The sequence below is a fragment of the Thermophilibacter provencensis genome, assembly GCF_030372065.1.
In the GTDB taxonomy this organism is placed as follows: domain Bacteria; phylum Actinomycetota; class Coriobacteriia; order Coriobacteriales; family Atopobiaceae; genus Thermophilibacter; species Thermophilibacter provencensis_A.
Genome location: NZ_JAUDEA010000004.1, coordinates 50,082 through 65,649, shown reverse-complemented (window position 1 = coordinate 65,649; position 15,568 = coordinate 50,082). Strand labels below are relative to the sequence as shown.

Below are 15,568 nucleotides of genomic sequence, written 5' to 3'. Positions count from 1 at the left end.
AGTCACATGCCACGCGAGAGTATTGGATTACGGCTTCTACCTCGTTCTTCTCGGTGTTTTTGTACTTTTCGACAGACCCTATTACTACTACTGTTCTTAGATCTCTATATAGATAGAAGAAAGGGACCTCATGAAATTCACCGTCAGCCAGTCCTCCCTCATGAAGGCCCTGTCCGTTGTGGCAAAGGGCATGGGCACAAACTCGACGCTTCCCATCCTCTCCGGCATCTATGTTCGCGCGGAGGCCGGTCAGCTCGAGTTCCAGACGAACAACCTCGCCATCTCCATCCGCCACTACATCCCGGCCAACGTTGAGGAGGAGGGCGAGGCGGTCATCTCCGGCAAGGTGCTCACCAACATCGTGAAGACCCTCCCCGACGCCGCCGTGACCTTTGAGGGCACGGGCCGTACCGTTGTCATCTCCTGTGACAAGTCGACCTTCCGCCTCAACACGCTCAACCCCGCGGACTGGTCGGGCTTTCCCGAGGTGGCGCCCGAGAGGAGCATCGAGCTTCCGAGCGAGCTCCTCTCCCACATGGTGGACAAGGTGTACCGCGTGACCTCCAAGGAGACCTCGCGACCCATTCTTCAGGGCATCCTCCTGACCGTTGAGGACAACACCATCCGTCTTGTGGCCACCGACTCGTTCCGCCTTGCCGTCTGCGACTCCTCCGTCGAGGCGGCCCCCGGCGAGGCCTTCCGCGCCATCGTGGGCGGCGCCACCTTCCACGACGTGCTCACCATGCCCTCCATGACCGACACCCTGCTCATTGGCACCACGGAGAGCCAGGTTGTCTTCACCTTTGGCAACACGACCTTTGTGGCTCGCCGCATCGAGGGCAACTTCCCCGACTACAAGCAGCTCCTGCCGCCCACCTGCGCCACGGCCGTCGAGCTCTCCGTTGCCGAGTTCTCCGCCGCGCTCAAGCGCGTCTCCGTCATCGCGCAGCAGAACGCCTCGGTGCGCTTTGACATCGATGCCGACGCGGGCCTCATGCGCCTCTCGGCGAGCTCTCCGGAGCAGGGCGAGTCCTCCGAGGTCATCTCGTGCGGCATTGAGGGGCAGAGCCTGGCCATCGCCCTCAACTACCACTACGTCTTTGACTGCGTGAACGCGGTGTCCGAGAACAAGGACCTGCGCCTCGAGCTCCAGGGCTCCGTGCAGCCGGGCATCTTCAAGTGCAACGGCAAGGTGAACTACCTCTACCTGCTCATGCCGGTTCGCCTCTAGGTGACCCACGTGGGGCTTTACGTCACAGAGCTCAGGCTCGCGGACTTCCGCAGCTTTGAGCGGCTGGTGGTGCTGCCCTCGGCGGGGGTGACGGTCTTTGTGGGGCCCAACGCCGCCGGGAAGACCAACACCGTCGAGGCGCTGCAGCTCCTCACGGCCGGGCAGTCATTCCGCCGCCCGACGCCCTCGCAGCTCGTCCGCGAGGGCGCCGAGAGCGCGCGCATCGACGCGCGGCTCGAGGGTGACGGTCGCGTGGTGGACGTTCGCTGTGACGCCGCCCCGGGCAAGCGGAGCTTCACGAGAAACGGCAAGCGCATTCAGGCGTCCGAGATGCCCGAGAGTCTCATGTCGGTTCTCTTTACCCCCGATGACCTGGCCATCGTCAAGCGGGGGGCGTCGGTGCGCCGAGACGAGCTCGATGGGTTTGGACGGCAGGCCAACCGCGGCTACGCAAACGTCCTCACCGCCTACCAGCGCTCCGTCGAGCAGAGAAACCGGCTGCTCAAGGACGAGCTCGTGGACATGTCGCTCCTTGCCGCGTGGGATGCCTCCGTGGCGCTGGGCGGCGCGACGCTGCTCGCCGCGCGCCTGAGGCTCTTCTCGCGGCTTGCCGAGAAGGTCGCGGCGGTGTACGCCACGGTCTCGGGCGGCGAGCGCCTGGCGTGCTCCTACGCCTGCACACTGGGGCAGGACCTCGAGGATCTCTCGCGCGACGAGCTGCGCGGCCTCTTCCTCGAGCGGCTCGAGGCGGTGCGCGAGGACGACCTGCGGCGCGGGCAGACCACGGTGGGTCCGCATCGCGACGACGTGGTCTTCTCCATCGAGGGTCGCGACGCGCGGGCCTATGGGTCCCAGGGGCAGCAGCGCTCCGTGGCGCTTGCCCTCAAGATGGCCGAGGTCGAGCTTGCGGGGGAGATCTTGGGCTCAACGCCCCTGCTCCTGCTCGATGACGTGATGAGCGAGCTCGATGGCACGCGCCGCGAGGCGGCGATGGGATTTGTGAGCGGCGGCATCCAGACCGTGATCACGACCACGAACCTCGGGTACTTCTCGCCGACGCTCCTTGACTCCGCTGAGGTGGTGAGCTTTGGTGACAAGTGAGATCGAGCGCGAGATACGCCGCCGCGCCGGGGCGCCCGTGGCCCTCGGAGACATCCTGGAGAGCACTCAGAACGCATCCGGTGCAAACTGGACGCACCGCGTGGCGAGGGCGTGGCACGCGGTGAACGGGGTTACGGAGCGCGCCCATACCGTGGGCGTCTTCGTTGAGCGGCCGCGCCGCGCCGGCGCGCCGCCCGTCCTGGTGGTCTACGTTGACTCAAAGTCGTGCGAGGTCGACTTCATGGCCAACCGCGAGGTGTATCTTGCGCGCCTCGCCCAGGCGGGGCTCTCCTTTGCCGAGGTTCGCTTCAGGCAGTCAAAGCGCCCGCAAACCGTGGCGAGAAGGACCGTGGGGGAGAAGGAGCCCGCAGCCCCGCTGCCCGCCCTCACGCCCGCGGAGGAGCGCGAGGTCGAGGCTCTTCTCGCAGACGTTCCCGAGGCGCTTAAACCAAGCGTTTCTCAGGCGATGAGAGTATCGCTGCAGGCAGAAAAGCGTAAGAATAGCTAAATTCGTGAAACCTACCTCAGAGGGCTTCTCAGGGCCTCTGAAGCGCTATCATCATTCCGTCTGCCCTGATTTTGCTCTGGGCCTGACCGAGAATGCACCTAAAACGAGCACGGGGCAAGAGGCCCCATCGGGAAGGATGTGCGCGTGGCAAAGAAGAACGAGTACGGTGCGGGCGAGATCAAGATCCTCGAGGGTCTTGAGGCCGTCCGCAAGCGCCCCGGCATGTACATCGGCACGACGAGCGCCGCGGGCCTGCACCACCTGGTGTGGGAGATAGTGGACAACTCCGTCGACGAGGCCATGGCCGGCTTCTGCAACAAGATCAAGGTGACCGTTCACCCGGACAACTCCATCACCGTGGAGGACAACGGGCGCGGCATCCCCGTTGAGAAGCACCCGGTCAAGAAGATCCCCACGCTGGAGGTCGTTCTCACCATCCTCCACGCCGGCGGCAAGTTTGACAACAACGCCTACAAGGTCTCCGGCGGCCTGCACGGCGTGGGCGTCTCCGTGGTGAACGCGCTCTCCAAGCGCCTGGTGGCGCAGGTCAAGCGCGACGGCAAGATCTACGAGATGGCCTTTGAGCGCGGCAAGACCGTGCAGAAGATGAAGGAGGTCGGCACCTCCAAGGCCACGGGCACCACAATCACCTTCTGGCCTGACGAGGAGATCTTCGAGACCACCACGTACAACTTTGACACCCTGCACACCCACCTGCAGGAGACGGCCTTCCTCAACAAGAACCTCAAGATCGTCCTCACCGACGAGCGCGAGCTCACGCCGCGCGTCGAGGAGTTCTGCTACGCGGGTGGCATCATTGACTTCGTCAAGTTCAGAAACGAGGGCAAGGACGTCCTGCCGGGTCTTTCTCGCCCCATCTACATTGAGGGCCGCTCCGACCCCGATGCCCCCGAGAGCCAGATGGGCGAGGTCGAGGTGGCCATGCAGTGGAACACCGGCTACTCCGAGGACACCCTCTCCTTTGCCAACGACATCTACACCGAGGAGGGTGGCATGCACCTCGAGGGCTTCCGCACGGCCCTCACCAACGCGATCAACAACTACGGTCGCAGCCACAACATCATCAAGGAGAAGGACCCCAAGCTCGAGGGTGGCGACATCCGCGAGGGCCTGGCGGCGATTATCTCCGTCAAGCTGCCCGACCCGCAGTTTGAGGGCCAGACCAAGGCCAAGCTCGGTAGCTCCTACATGCGCACCCTCACCAACCGCATTGTCTCCCAGGGCATGTCCGAGTACCTCGAGGAGCACCCGAACCAGGCCAAGGAGATCCTTAAGAAGGCCTCCCAGGCCGCCAAGGGCCGTCTCGCCGCTCAGAAGGCGCGCCAGGCCACCCGCCGCAAGAGCCTGCTCGAGAGCGCGGCGCTCCCCGGCAAGCTGGCTGACTGCTCGGTGCGCGACGCCGAGATGACCGAGCTCTTCATCGTGGAGGGCGACTCCGCAGGTGGCTCGGCAAAAGATGGTCGCAGGCGCGACATCCAGGCCATCCTGCCCCTGCGCGGCAAGATCTTGAACGTCGAGCGCGTGGGCGACCACAGGGCCTTCTCGTCCGACACCATCCAGGCGCTCATCACCGCCATCGGCACCGGCGTGACCACCGGCGCTGGTGACGGCGGGGACTTTGACATCTCCAAGGCGCGCTACCACAAGATCATCATCATGACGGACGCCGACGTTGACGGCGCGCACATCCGCATCCTGCTGATGACCTTCTTCTACAAGTACATGCGCCCGCTCATCGACGCCGGCTACGTCTACATTGCCACGCCGCCGATTTTTGGCGTGAAGGTGCGCAACAAGATCCACTACGTGTACCCGGACGGCAAGACGCCCGAGGACGAGCTGCTGCGCCAGACCATCCGCGACCTTGGTCTCGACCCCGACGAGGAGGACGAGACCGACAAGTCCCAGGCCGCCATCAAGGGCTCGGGCCGCAAGCGCAAGGGCTACTCCGTCCAGCGCTACAAGGGCCTGGGCGAGATGGACCCCAAGCAGCTGGCGAGCACCACGATGGACCCCAAGACGCGCATCCTGCAGCGCGTGACCATCGAGGACGCCATGACGGCCGACCGCGCGGTCCGCGAGCTCATGGGCAACCAGGTTGAGTACCGCCGCGACTACATCGAGAAGCACGCGCACGACGCCCGCTTCCTCGACGCGTAACCACCCTGCCGGGGTGATGAGAGGTGACTCTCACCTTTCATCACCAGAACAAGACGAGAAGTGACGGTCACTTCTCGTCACCAGAGAAAGGCCATACGTGGCAGACGAGAACAACAACAGCACCGAGGGCCTGCCCGAGGACCTCAAGCGGCTGCTCGACCGCGCCGAGGGCGAGGACGTTTACGTTGAGGACGACGCCGACTCCGACGAGGAGCTCGAGGAGGACGAGGAGCTCGAGGAGAGCTTTGGCGCCAACGTGCGCGGCGAGGACGCCGGCGAGACGGACATCAACGGCGGCGCGCTGCAGGTCAGCGAGTTTGGCGCCGAGATGCAGCAGAGCTTCATCGAGTACTCCATGTCCGTCATCACCGCCCGCGCGCTGCCGGACGTGCGCGACGGACTCAAGCCGGTCCACCGCCGCATCCTCTACGCGATGAACGAGTCCGGCATCTTCCCCAACCGCCCGCACAAGAAGAGTGCGTGGACGGTCGGCGAGGTCATCGGCAAGTACCACCCGCACGGAGACGCCGCCGTCTACGACACGATGGTTCGTCTCGCGCAGTGGTTCTCCATGCGCACGCCGCTGATCGACGGTCATGGCAACTTCGGCAACATCGACGGAGACGGCGCCGCGGCCATGCGTTACACGGAGAGCCGCCTGGCAAAGCCCGCGATGGAGCTCCTGCGCGACCTCCAGAAGGACACCGTTGACTGGCAGCCCAACTACGACGAGTCCCTTGCCGAGCCCCGGGTCCTACCTGCCCGCTTCCCCAACCTGCTGGTGAACGGCTCGTCGGGCATTGCCGTAGGCATGGCCACCAACATCCCTCCTCACAACCTTGCCGAGACCATCGAGGCAACCTGTGCCTTCATCGACAACCCTGACATCACGGTCGACGAGCTCATGCAGGTCATGCCCGGCCCGGACTTCCCCACCGGAGCCCTCATCATGGGCACCGACGGCATCCGTCAGGCCTACGAGACCGGCCGCGGCTCCATCACCATCCGCGCCAAGGCACACGTGGAGTCCACCAAGACCGGCCGCAGCCGCCTGGTCTTCACCGAGATCCCCTACCAGGTGAACAAGGGCACGCTGCAGGAGAAGATCGCCCAGCTCGTCAACGAGAAGCGCATCGAGGGCATCTCCGACATGCGCGACGAGTCCACGCAGAAGGGCATCCGCCTCGTCATCGAGCTCAAGAAGGGCATGGTGCCCGAGGTCGTTCTCAACAACCTCTATAAGTTCACCTCGCTGCAGACCACCTTTGGCGTGAACAACCTCGCGCTGGTTGACGGCGTGCCCAAGTGCCTCTCGCTACGCGAGATCCTGCGCCACTACGTTGACCACCAGGTTGACGTGGTCACCCGTCGCACGCGCTACGACCTCAAGAAGGCCCAGGCCCGCGCGCACATCCTCGAGGGCTACCTCATGGCCCTCGACCACATCGACGAGGTCATCCACATCATCCGCTCCTCGCAGACCGACACCGAGGCCTCCCAGCGCCTCATCGAGCGCTTTGGCTTCTCGCCCGAGCAGACCCAGGCCATCCTCGAGATGCGCCTGCGCCGCCTCACCGGCCTCGAGCGCGACAAGATCGAGGAGGAGCTCGACGGCCTGCGCCGCGCCATCGCCTACTACGAGGACCTTCTCGCCCACGAGGAGAAGATCCTCGGCGTGATCAAGGACGAGATGCGCGAGATCTCCCGCAAGTTTGGCGACAAGCGCCGCACCGAGATCTCTGGCGCCGCCCGCGACCTCGACGTCGAGGACCTCATCGCCGACGAGGACATGGTCGTCACGATCACCCACACCGGCTACATCAAGCGCATCCCCGTGGCCACCTACCGCTCGCAGAAGCGCGGCGGCAAGGGCGTGCAGGGCCTCAGCCTCAAGGACAACGACTTCGTCGAGGACCTCTTCGTGGCGAGCACCCATGACTACGTGCTCTTCTTCACCAACCTCGGCAAGGTCTACCGTCTCAAGGTCCACGAGCTGCCCATCGGCAGCCGCCAGGCGCGCGGCTCGGCCATCGTGAACGTGCTCGCGCTGGCCGAGGGCGAGCACGTGATGGCGGTCATCACCTGCCGCGAGTTCCCCGAGAACGAGTACCTCATGTTTGCCACGCGCGGCGGCATGGTGAAGAAGACCTCCATGAGCGAGTACGACCGCACGCGCCGCGACGGCATCATCGCCATCAACCTGCGCGCCGACGACGAGCTCGTGAACGTGCGTCGCGTGCGCGAGGGCGAGAAGGTCATTCTCGTCTCCACGGACGGCAAGGCGATCCTGTTTGACGAGTCCGAGGTGCGCGCCATGGGCCGCAACACCTCAGGCGTGCGCGGCATCACGCTCAAGGGTGACGCGCACATGCTCGGCATGGAGATCTCCAACGGCAACGGCGACCTGTTCGTGATCACCGAGAACGGCTACGGCAAGCGCACGCCCGTCTCCGAGTATCCCGAGCACAAGCGCGGCGGTCAGGGCGTCTATACCATCGCGATGACCGCCAAGAAGGGCAACCTCGTGGCGTGCCGCGTGGTGGGCCCGCAGCATGAGCTCATGATCGTCTCCAGCGAGGGCGTGGTCATTCGCGTGAAGGCGGGTGACGTCAGCCGCCTTGGCCGCTCCACGCAGGGCGTCAAGGTCATGAACATGGTCGAGGGCGATCACGTGAGCGCCGTGGCGCGCATGGTGGCCCGCAAGAAGAAGGCCCCCAAGCACGACGAGGCCCAGGGCATGCTCGACCTGGCAGCGGCCGGCGCCAAGGACGCCGACGAACCCGATTCCGTTGACATCGGCGGTGACGAGGAGCTCTCCGACGACCTCATCGACGACGAGGAGTAGCTGCAAAAAGGGGACGTGTTTTTCCTCTCAGAGAATTCGGGACAGGCCCCGGAGCCTGAACTGCCTCCCATTTCTTGGACATGGAAATAGAAGTCCGAGAGATGGGAGGCTTTCCATGTCCGTCGACCTGCGGTGCAGGCACGACCGCAAGCTCAGGGAGCTCGCCGCCGATATGTTCGCGGAGGGGCGGGGGCGGGGATCTGTTGCCAAGGTCCTCGGGATTCCGGAGGAGGCCGTGAGAAAATGGCAGCAGACGTACCGGTCCGTGGGGAGGGGTGCGCTGCTGGACATGGGCAAGGCGCACGCGAGATACGGCTTCGAGACCAAGGTCGCCGCGGCCAGCGCCGTGGTCGACGGCGGCATGGCCAAGGCCGAGGCGATGGCGCGCTACGGGATAGCGAGCCTCTCGCCACTGAAGCAGTGGTGCCGCCTCTACCGCGAGGGCGGGGCCGAGGCGCTCAGGCCCAAGCCGAAGGGCAGGCCGAGGGGGTCGGGCGCCGGGGCGGCGCCGATGACGCGCGAGCAGGAGCTCGAGCGCGAGGTCAGGCGGCTCGAGGCCGAGGTGGCGTACCTAAAAAAATCGATAGCCCTGAAGGCGGAGCTGCGCTCCCGAACCGGGAGAAGGCCCTAGCGGTCGCCGAGCTTTCAGGGCAGGGACACGACCTCGCCGACCTGCTGGGGGCCGCCGGGCTCGCCAGGTCGAGCTACCACTACGCGCTCGCTCACCCGAAGAAGCCGACCAGGCCGGAGCTCCGGCCGAGGGTCGCCGGGATATTCGGCAGGCTCCCCAACGGCGTGGGCCACCGGCAGATAGCGATGGAGCTGAGGGCCGTGGACGGCGCGAGGATAGCCGGCAAGACGGTGCTCAAGATGATGCGCGAGATGGGGCTGCGCTGCGGCATACGCCGCGAGACCGACTACCACAGGTACAACTCGTACAGGGGCGAGGTCGGCGAGACGTTCGAGAACGTGCTCGGCCGCGACTTCTCCGCCGACGGCCCCTGGCAGAAGATGGGCACCGACGTCACGGAGTTCAGGCTCTCCTTCGGCAAGGCCTACCTCGCGCCGGTCTACGACTTCGGCAGCAAGGAGATAGTGGCGCACTCCATATCCCCGCACCCGGACCTCGCCCAGCAGCGGGAGATGCTGGACATGCTCGAGGCCGCCATGCCCGAGGGCGCTGCGCCGGTCATGCAGACGGACATGGGGTGGCAGTACCAGCACCCGTCCTTCACGGGGAGGCTGCGCGGCATGGGCGTCACCCAGAGCATGTCGCGCAAGGGCAACTGCATCGACAACGGAGCCACCGAGCAGGTCTTCGGCCACATCAAGGACGAGTTCTTCCGCGGGCGCGACTGGGACGACTTCGAGTCGTTCAAGCGCGACCTCGAGGAGTACATCATCCACTGGAACACGAGAAGGCGCCAGGTGAAGCTGAAGGGCCTGACCCCGGTGGAGTTCCGGGAGCAGGCCCTTCGGAAGGCTGCCTAGCGGCTATGATTTAACGCGTCCAGGTTTTGGGACGCAGTTCAGATTCGCTCCGGGGCCTGTCCCGAATTCTCTGAGAGGAAAAACACGTCCCCTTTTTGCAGCTACTCGCTTTCGGGTGCTACGTTGAAGTCCTCGGGAGAGAGATTCTCCACAAACTCGTGGAACTCCTCGAGCTCATGGGCCTGCTCGTCTCGCTCCACGCCCTGAAAGTCGGGGAGCGCCGCTGTTGCGAGCACGGACTCGTCCACGTACACGGGGACGTTCTCGCGTACCGCGAGGGCAATTGCGTCCGAGGGCCGAGCGTCCACGAAGGTCCGCTCGCCCGTGAGCGTGACAAGCTCTACCTGCGCAAAGAACGTGGTTCCCTGGACGGCCATGATGCGAACGCTTGCGCAGGCCCCGCCCAGAGACGAGATGGTTGAGACAAGTAGGTCGTGCGTCATGGGGCGATTGCCCTGGCGCGCGTTCACGCCCATCGTGATGGCCGTGGCCTCCACGAGACCAATGCGGATGGGCAGCTGAAGCGACGGCTTGCCGTCGTGCTCGTCCTGGGTGCGCAGCACCACGAGCGAGGCAACCGGTCCGCCGCCCACGATCACGCTCTCTATGTCCATCTTGCGAAGCGACACGTTTAATCTCCCTTTCTCTGAAGGGATATCCTACCCAATTGTGCCCAGCGAGCAACAAGTTCACAGCATTTGGAGAGAAATGGAAAAAGTTGTTGACGCGCGCGCCACAGCTGTGTAAAGTATCTCCTTGCGTTGGGCCTGTAGCTCAGTTGGTCAGAGCGTCCGGCTGATAACCGGGAGGTCACAAGTTCGAACCTTGTCAGGCCCACCACTTCCTGACAATAGTCGCCCCAGCGTTAGCCGAGTCGCCGCTGGGGCGATTATTATATTTATCCGACGCGTGCGTCGGCCCAGAGGGGACGTAGCTCAGCTGGGAGAGCGCGGGCTTTGCAAGCCTGAGGCCGTGGGTTCGAGCCCCATCGTCTCCACCATGAAACGCCGGCCGGGGTCCAATTGGGCTCCGGCCTTTTCTTGTCTCGAGCGGCCTTTTAAGCGTGGTCGAAAAAATAACGGGCACAGCCCTGCCGTCAAAAAGCGGTCAACTGGGGTTTCTCTATTGAGAAGGTCAGTTTTGATGCACTTGTGCCCGTTATTTTTAGCGGTGGTGGCGGTGAGGTATCATCGCTGCAGGAAAACACGAAGCGAGGGGAAGCCATGTCGCAGGAAACCAAGCGCCGCGAGGGCGTTTCGCCCAAGACGGACGAGCTGGCGAGCACGCTCATGGGCGATGCCCTCGACATGCTCGCCAACGGTGAGGCCTTTGAGGTCCTTCTCGCCGTGCAGGACGAGTCGGGGGAGATCAAGAGCTACGAGTTCCAGGACGACGGCCCCGAGGCGTGCCTTGAGGCCGCCCGCGCCCGCGTGGGCGAGCTCCCCGGCGCGCGCCGCTACGCCATAACCTACGAGGGCGCCGTCGCCGACGAGACCGGAGCCTATGCCGATGCCCTTCTCCTCGAGTTTGGCGAGCGCGGGTACCTTGCCTACTCGGCCTTCTCGCTCATTGACGGCAAGGGCACTGGTGATGGTTTCACGTGGACCGACCCCGCGCCGGCCGGAGAGATGCCCCCGCTGCTGTAAAGTACCGTATGTCGAGAAAAACCAACCGTCGGCCGAGATGGTCGACTTTGTGCTGCCGTTGAGTGAGGGGACCCATGCGCCAGGAGAACATCAGGAACATCGCCATCATCGCCCACGTCGACCACGGAAAGACCACCTTGGTCGACCAAATGCTCAAGGCCACGGACGCCTTCCGCGAGAACCAGCAGGTCCAGGAGCGCGTGCTCGACTCCAACGACCAGGAGCGCGAGCGTGGCATCACCATCCTGGCCAAGAACATCTCCATCGAGTACCAGGGCGTGAAAATCAACGTCATCGATACCCCGGGTCACGCCGACTTTGGCGGTGAGGTCGAGCGCGTCCTGCGCATGGCCGATGGCGCGCTCCTCTTGGTCGATGCTGCCGAGGGCCCCATGCCGCAGACCAGGTTTGTCCTGCGTCACGCCATCGATGCGGGCCTGGCCATCATGATCGTGGTGAACAAGATCGACAAACCGGCGGCCGACCCGGAGAAGGCGGTGAACACATCGCTCGATCTCATGGCCGACCTGGGCGCCACGGACGAGCAGCTCGAGTTTGCGATGGAGCACGTCATCTACGCCTCTGCCGTGAACGGCTTCGCGCGCCTGGATCCCGATGACGGCAATCAGGACATGATCCCGATGCTGGACATGATTGTGAACGAGCTTCCCGCGCCCGAGGTTGACGTTGATGGCCCTCTTGCCATGCAGTGCGTGACCATCGACCACTCCGAGTACGTGGGCCGCATCGGCATCGGTCGCATCTACTCCGGCACCATCCACGATGGCGACAAGATCCTCGTGGTGAAAAACGACGGCTCTCGCGCCATGAGCCAGGTCAAGCAGCTCTTCACCTTTGACTACCTCGGCCGCAAGGAGTGCTCCGAGGCCCAGGCCGGCGACATCGCCGCCGTGGTGGGCATCGACTCCACCGACATCGGCGACGTCTACACCGACCCCGAGAACCCCGTGGAGCTTGAGCCCATCGAGATCGACCCGCCCACGCTTTCCGTTGTCTTTGAGCCCTCCACGTCGCCGCTCGTTGGCCGCGAGGGAGACATCGTGGGCGGTCGCCAGCTCAAGGAGCGCCTCATGCAGGAGCGCGAGAACAACGTGACCATGCGCATCGAGGAGCTTCCCGACAAGACCGGCGTGGAGGTGGCCGGCCGCGGCATCCTGCACCTCTCCGTCCTCATGGAGACCATGCGCCGCGAGGGCTTTGAGTTCCAGGTGGGTCGTCCGCGCGTGCTCTTCAAGAAGGACGAGAACGGCACCATGACCGAGCCCGTCGAGCAGGCCGTGGTGGAGTGCCCCGGCGAGTACTCCGGCAAGGTCATCGAGGTCTTTGGCAACGCTGGCGGCACCATGACCAGCATGGACGCGGGCACCACGCAGACCCACCTCGAGTTCAAGATCCCCACGCGCGGCATCATGGGCCTCAAGAACCGCATCCTGAACGTCACCCACGGTGAGGCCGTCTTCTATCACACGTTCCTCGAGTACGGCCCCTATGCGGGCGAGATCGGCGTGCGCCAGAACGGCGCAATGATCTCAATGAGCACCGAGAAGGCCGTGGCCTACGCGCTCGGCACGCTTCAGGAGCGCGGCCAGCTCTTCGTGGCGCCCGGTGACGAGTGCTACGAGGGCATGCTCGTGGGTGAGCGCTCCAAGCCCGGTGACATGGTGGTCAACATCGCGCGCACCAAGAGCCTGGGCAACCAGCGCTCCTCGACGGCCGACATCGCCGTGCAGCTCACGCCGCCGCGCACGTTCACGCTGGAGGAGGCGCTCGAGTACATCATGGACGACGAGCTCGTGGAGATCACGCCCAAGAGCGTTCGCATGCGCAAGCGCATTCTCAATGAGACCGAGCGGCGCAAGTGGGCCGTCCGTACCGGCAAGGTAAAGAAGTAGGGCTGCTAAAAGGGGACGTGTTTTCCCCTCAGAGTTTTTGGGACAGGCCCGGGGCGGCGGGGCCTGTCCCAAAAACTCTGAGACGGAAAACACGTCCCCCTTTTAGCAGACCCCTTCTAACGGTCCCCTACTTCTTGCTGGAGCGCCAGCGGGTTACGCGGACGCGGCGGGCGGCGCACTGAACGGGCCTCATGACCTTGGGGCCCAGGTCAACGTCGGCGGGCGTCTGCACGTTGAAGCGCAGCGACCAGCGCCTGAGTCCAATGGTGACGGCGAGGCAGAGCAGGGAGCCCCAGAGCTTGTTCACCGAGAAGCACACGACGGTCAGGTAGTACACCACGCCGCCGGCAAGCGCGCACACCGCGTAGAGGTTCGACTTCTGGAAGATGCGCGGCACCTCGCCAAGGAAGACGTCGCGCAGCATGCCGCCGCCCACGCCGGTCATGATTCCCATGAGCACGCACGAGGCCGGGTAGAAGCCGTGCACGATGGCCTTGTCGGTGCCCACGAGGGCAAAGAGCGCCACCGCCATGATGTCGAGCCACTCGAGCAGGTTTCCCGCGCGGTCGAGCGGCTGCGGGAAGAGAAACGCCACGAGGCCTGTGGCAACGCTCACCGGGATGGCAAAGGGCGAGGTCAGCATATAGATGCGGCCGACCTGCATCATGATGTCGCGGATGAGGCCGCCGCCCAGGCCGCAGAGCAGCGCCAGTCCGACAAACCCCACGGCGTCGAGGTGGCGCGAGCGCGCGACCATGACGCCACCGGCCGAGCCCACAACAACGGACGCGAGGTCAACCCACGTGGGCAGCGAGACGGCGGCAACCTCTGGGCTATATTGGGCAAAGATGTCGAGCACGGAGACTCCCCTTTTGGCGCGACAAGGGCGATGGTCGGTCCTGCTCGTCCATTGTTGCTCATGACGATGAAAAGTGACAGTCCCTTTTCATCATGAAAAAGTCTTCCGCGGGGACGGGGAATACGCTATACTGACCGCTGCACCAAATATGGAGAGTTGTCCGAGTGGCCGAAGGAGCACGATTGGAAATCGTGTAGGCGCCTAAAGCGTCTCCAGGGTTCAAATCCCTGACTCTCCGCCAGAACTTTTTCGTGGCCCCGCAAGGGGCCACGTCACCCTTCGGAGGGGTGGCAGAGTGGTTGAATGCGGCGGTCTCGAAAACCGTTTACCCCTTCGGGGGTACGAGGGTTCGAATCCCTCCTCCTCCGCCATCGCACGCCAAGACCGGTCCCCGTGGCCGGTTTTTTCATATGTGCGAGAAATGCTACGCTTGCGGCGCATGTTTGCGGCACGTTCCACGCACCACGCTAAGGAGATCCCATGGTTAGTGAGACCGAGCTCGAGGGCTTCCGCAAGGACCGCTACTTCGCGCGCTCCTGGGCGCTGCTCACGAGGGACCGCGGCTGGATCAAGCCCGTCCTCGTTATGACGGTGGCCCTGTTTGTTCCCATCGTGGGGTTGTTCGGTGTGGTCGGCTACGCGCTCGAGTGGGCGCGTCTCACCGCCTGGAACATCAACGCCTCCCCCAAGCAGAAGGGCGTGCGCGTGGGCGAGTGCATCGGCAGCGGCGCGCGTGCCTTCGTCATCTCGCTCGTCTGGGGCATCATCGCGGGAATCATCATGGGAATTCTCGGTGCGATTCCCCTCATTGGCGGCCTGCTCACGTTTGTTTGGTCGATGGCGAACATCTTGTTCGGTGTGGTCGTTCTGGTTGCCGCCCTGCGCGCGACCATCTACAAACGCCTGCGCGCGGGCTTCAGGCTCTCCGCGATCCGGCATATGCTCTCGCACGACACCTCCGGCATTCTGCGCATCTTTGGCCTGGGGCTCATGGGCGCGCTCATCATGGGCATCGTCGCCTCGATCATCACCCTCTGCGCGCTCATCTCGACCATCCCCCAGCTTTTGGTCACCGCTGAGTACCTCTCGAGCTACGGCGCCATCATCTCAAGCTCCATGCAGACGCGGATCATCCTCGAGATGGTCTTCTCGATGATCGGCAGCGCCCTCCCCTCGCTGGTTGTTCTCGGCGTGATCTCGAGCTTCATGTACGTTGTCATGACGCTCCTTGTGACCACGGCGGTGGGCCTGTGGATGAGGCAGTTTGACGTGCCGTCATGGGGTAGGGACGAGGACCCGCTCCCGTCGCCCGTGATGGATCCGCGTGACGCCGCGCCCCAGGGCGGCTCCTGGCAGGCTCCCTACGACATTCCGGTTGACCCGCAGCCGCGCGCTGCGCACCAGGATGCGGCCGAGAAGGACGTGGCGCCCGAGCCGCCCGCGCCCGCCCAGGACAGCCCGGTTCCCGCCGAGCCGCGCCCGGACGTCCCCGCAGAGGACCCCGTTGAGACGGACCGGCAGGACGTCCCCGCGGAGCTTCCCGCCGCAAAGCCGCAGGACGACCAGCCCACGCCCTTCTCGGCAGAGGATCCCAGCGCTCGGTAGGCGTCCTCCCCGGACACCACGCAATATGGAGAATTGATGGCGGCGAGAAGCCCTTGCGCTTCTCGCCGCCATGCGTTCCTGCACGTCCGCGCGGTGGCATATGGGCTGGTGGCAGCTCGTTGGCAGCTTGGGGGAAGCTCCGTGCAAGTGCCGCCGGGTACCATCTCCTCAAAGGTCCGCAGGGGATT

12 protein-coding genes and 4 tRNA genes are annotated in these 15,568 nt (G+C 64.5%); 14 read left to right on the top strand and 2 right to left on the bottom strand.

Annotated elements, in window-relative coordinates:
- The first annotated feature begins 130 nt into the window (after positions 1 to 130).
- From dnaN to QUW25_RS03815, 7 genes are all read left to right on the top strand, one after another.
- Positions 131 to 1,231: a DNA polymerase III subunit beta gene (dnaN, locus tag QUW25_RS03845; RefSeq protein ID WP_289510907.1), complete on the top strand. Its 1,101-nt coding sequence runs from the start codon at positions 131 to 133 to the stop codon at positions 1,229 to 1,231.
- A 9-nt stretch (positions 1,232 to 1,240) separates the two neighbouring features.
- On the top strand, positions 1,241 to 2,332 hold the full coding sequence (gene recF / locus QUW25_RS03840; RefSeq protein ID WP_289510906.1) for a DNA replication/repair protein RecF: 1,092 nt from the start codon (positions 1,241 to 1,243) through the stop codon (positions 2,330 to 2,332).
- Positions 2,322 to 2,840 (top strand): hypothetical protein, encoded by a 519-nt coding sequence (locus QUW25_RS03835; RefSeq protein WP_289510905.1) that lies wholly within the window; start codon positions 2,322 to 2,324, stop codon positions 2,838 to 2,840. The genes recF and QUW25_RS03835 overlap by 11 nt, the downstream gene beginning before the upstream one ends.
- A gap of 144 nt (positions 2,841 to 2,984) precedes the next feature.
- Entirely contained in the window at positions 2,985 to 5,021 is a 2,037-nt protein-coding gene (gene gyrB, locus QUW25_RS03830; protein WP_289510904.1) for a DNA topoisomerase (ATP-hydrolyzing) subunit B, read from the top strand.
- Between the two features lie 97 nt (positions 5,022 to 5,118).
- Complete coding sequence (gene gyrA, locus QUW25_RS03825) at positions 5,119 to 7,866, top strand: DNA gyrase subunit A (RefSeq protein WP_289510903.1); 2,748 nt, start codon at positions 5,119 to 5,121, stop codon at positions 7,864 to 7,866.
- A 115-nt stretch (positions 7,867 to 7,981) separates the two neighbouring features.
- Complete coding sequence (locus QUW25_RS03820) at positions 7,982 to 8,497, top strand: helix-turn-helix domain-containing protein (protein WP_289510902.1); 516 nt, start codon at positions 7,982 to 7,984, stop codon at positions 8,495 to 8,497.
- Positions 8,446 to 9,357 carry an IS3 family transposase gene (locus tag QUW25_RS03815; protein ID WP_289510983.1) on the top strand — a complete coding sequence of 304 codons (912 nt, stop codon included), beginning with the start codon at positions 8,446 to 8,448 and terminating at the stop codon, positions 9,355 to 9,357. Before QUW25_RS03820 ends, QUW25_RS03815 begins: the two co-directional genes overlap by 52 nt.
- 101 nt (positions 9,358 to 9,458) lie before the next feature.
- Here QUW25_RS03815 and QUW25_RS03810 read toward each other — a convergent pair whose 3' ends face one another.
- Positions 9,459 to 9,986 carry a bifunctional nuclease family protein gene (locus QUW25_RS03810; RefSeq protein ID WP_289510901.1) on the bottom strand — a complete coding sequence of 176 codons (528 nt, stop codon included), beginning with the start codon at positions 9,984 to 9,986 and terminating at the stop codon, positions 9,459 to 9,461.
- Between the two features lie 134 nt (positions 9,987 to 10,120).
- Between QUW25_RS03810 and QUW25_RS03805 the strand changes: the two genes are divergently transcribed.
- The 4 genes from QUW25_RS03805 to typA all read left to right on the top strand — a co-directional run bounded on the left by QUW25_RS03805 (position 10,121) and on the right by typA (position 12,916).
- Positions 10,121 to 10,197 (top strand) — tRNA-Ile (locus tag QUW25_RS03805).
- A gap of 84 nt (positions 10,198 to 10,281) precedes the next feature.
- A tRNA-Ala gene (locus tag QUW25_RS03800) sits at positions 10,282 to 10,357 on the top strand.
- 223 nt (positions 10,358 to 10,580) lie between these two features.
- Positions 10,581 to 11,003, top strand: a complete 423-nt coding sequence (locus QUW25_RS03795; protein ID WP_289510900.1) for a hypothetical protein — start codon at positions 10,581 to 10,583, stop codon at positions 11,001 to 11,003.
- 74 nt (positions 11,004 to 11,077) lie between these two features.
- The gene (gene typA / locus QUW25_RS03790) at positions 11,078 to 12,916 is read left to right on the top strand and encodes a translational GTPase TypA (protein WP_289510899.1); all 1,839 of its coding nucleotides are present in this window, start codon (positions 11,078 to 11,080) and stop codon (positions 12,914 to 12,916) included.
- Between the two features lie 127 nt (positions 12,917 to 13,043).
- Here the strand turns inward: typA and QUW25_RS03785 are convergent, their stop codons facing one another.
- Entirely contained in the window at positions 13,044 to 13,775 is a 732-nt protein-coding gene (locus tag QUW25_RS03785; protein WP_289510898.1) for a trimeric intracellular cation channel family protein, read from the bottom strand.
- A gap of 150 nt (positions 13,776 to 13,925) precedes the next feature.
- On the opposite strand from QUW25_RS03785, the gene QUW25_RS03780 reads away from it, so the two are divergent.
- From QUW25_RS03780 to QUW25_RS03770, 3 genes are all read left to right on the top strand, one after another.
- A tRNA-Ser gene (locus QUW25_RS03780) sits at positions 13,926 to 14,016 on the top strand.
- A gap of 40 nt (positions 14,017 to 14,056) precedes the next feature.
- Positions 14,057 to 14,146: transfer RNA gene (locus tag QUW25_RS03775), tRNA-Ser, on the top strand.
- 109 nt (positions 14,147 to 14,255) lie between these two features.
- Positions 14,256 to 15,380 carry a DUF4013 domain-containing protein gene (locus QUW25_RS03770; protein ID WP_289510897.1) on the top strand — a complete coding sequence of 375 codons (1,125 nt, stop codon included), beginning with the start codon at positions 14,256 to 14,258 and terminating at the stop codon, positions 15,378 to 15,380.
- Positions 15,381 to 15,568 lie beyond the last annotated feature (188 nt).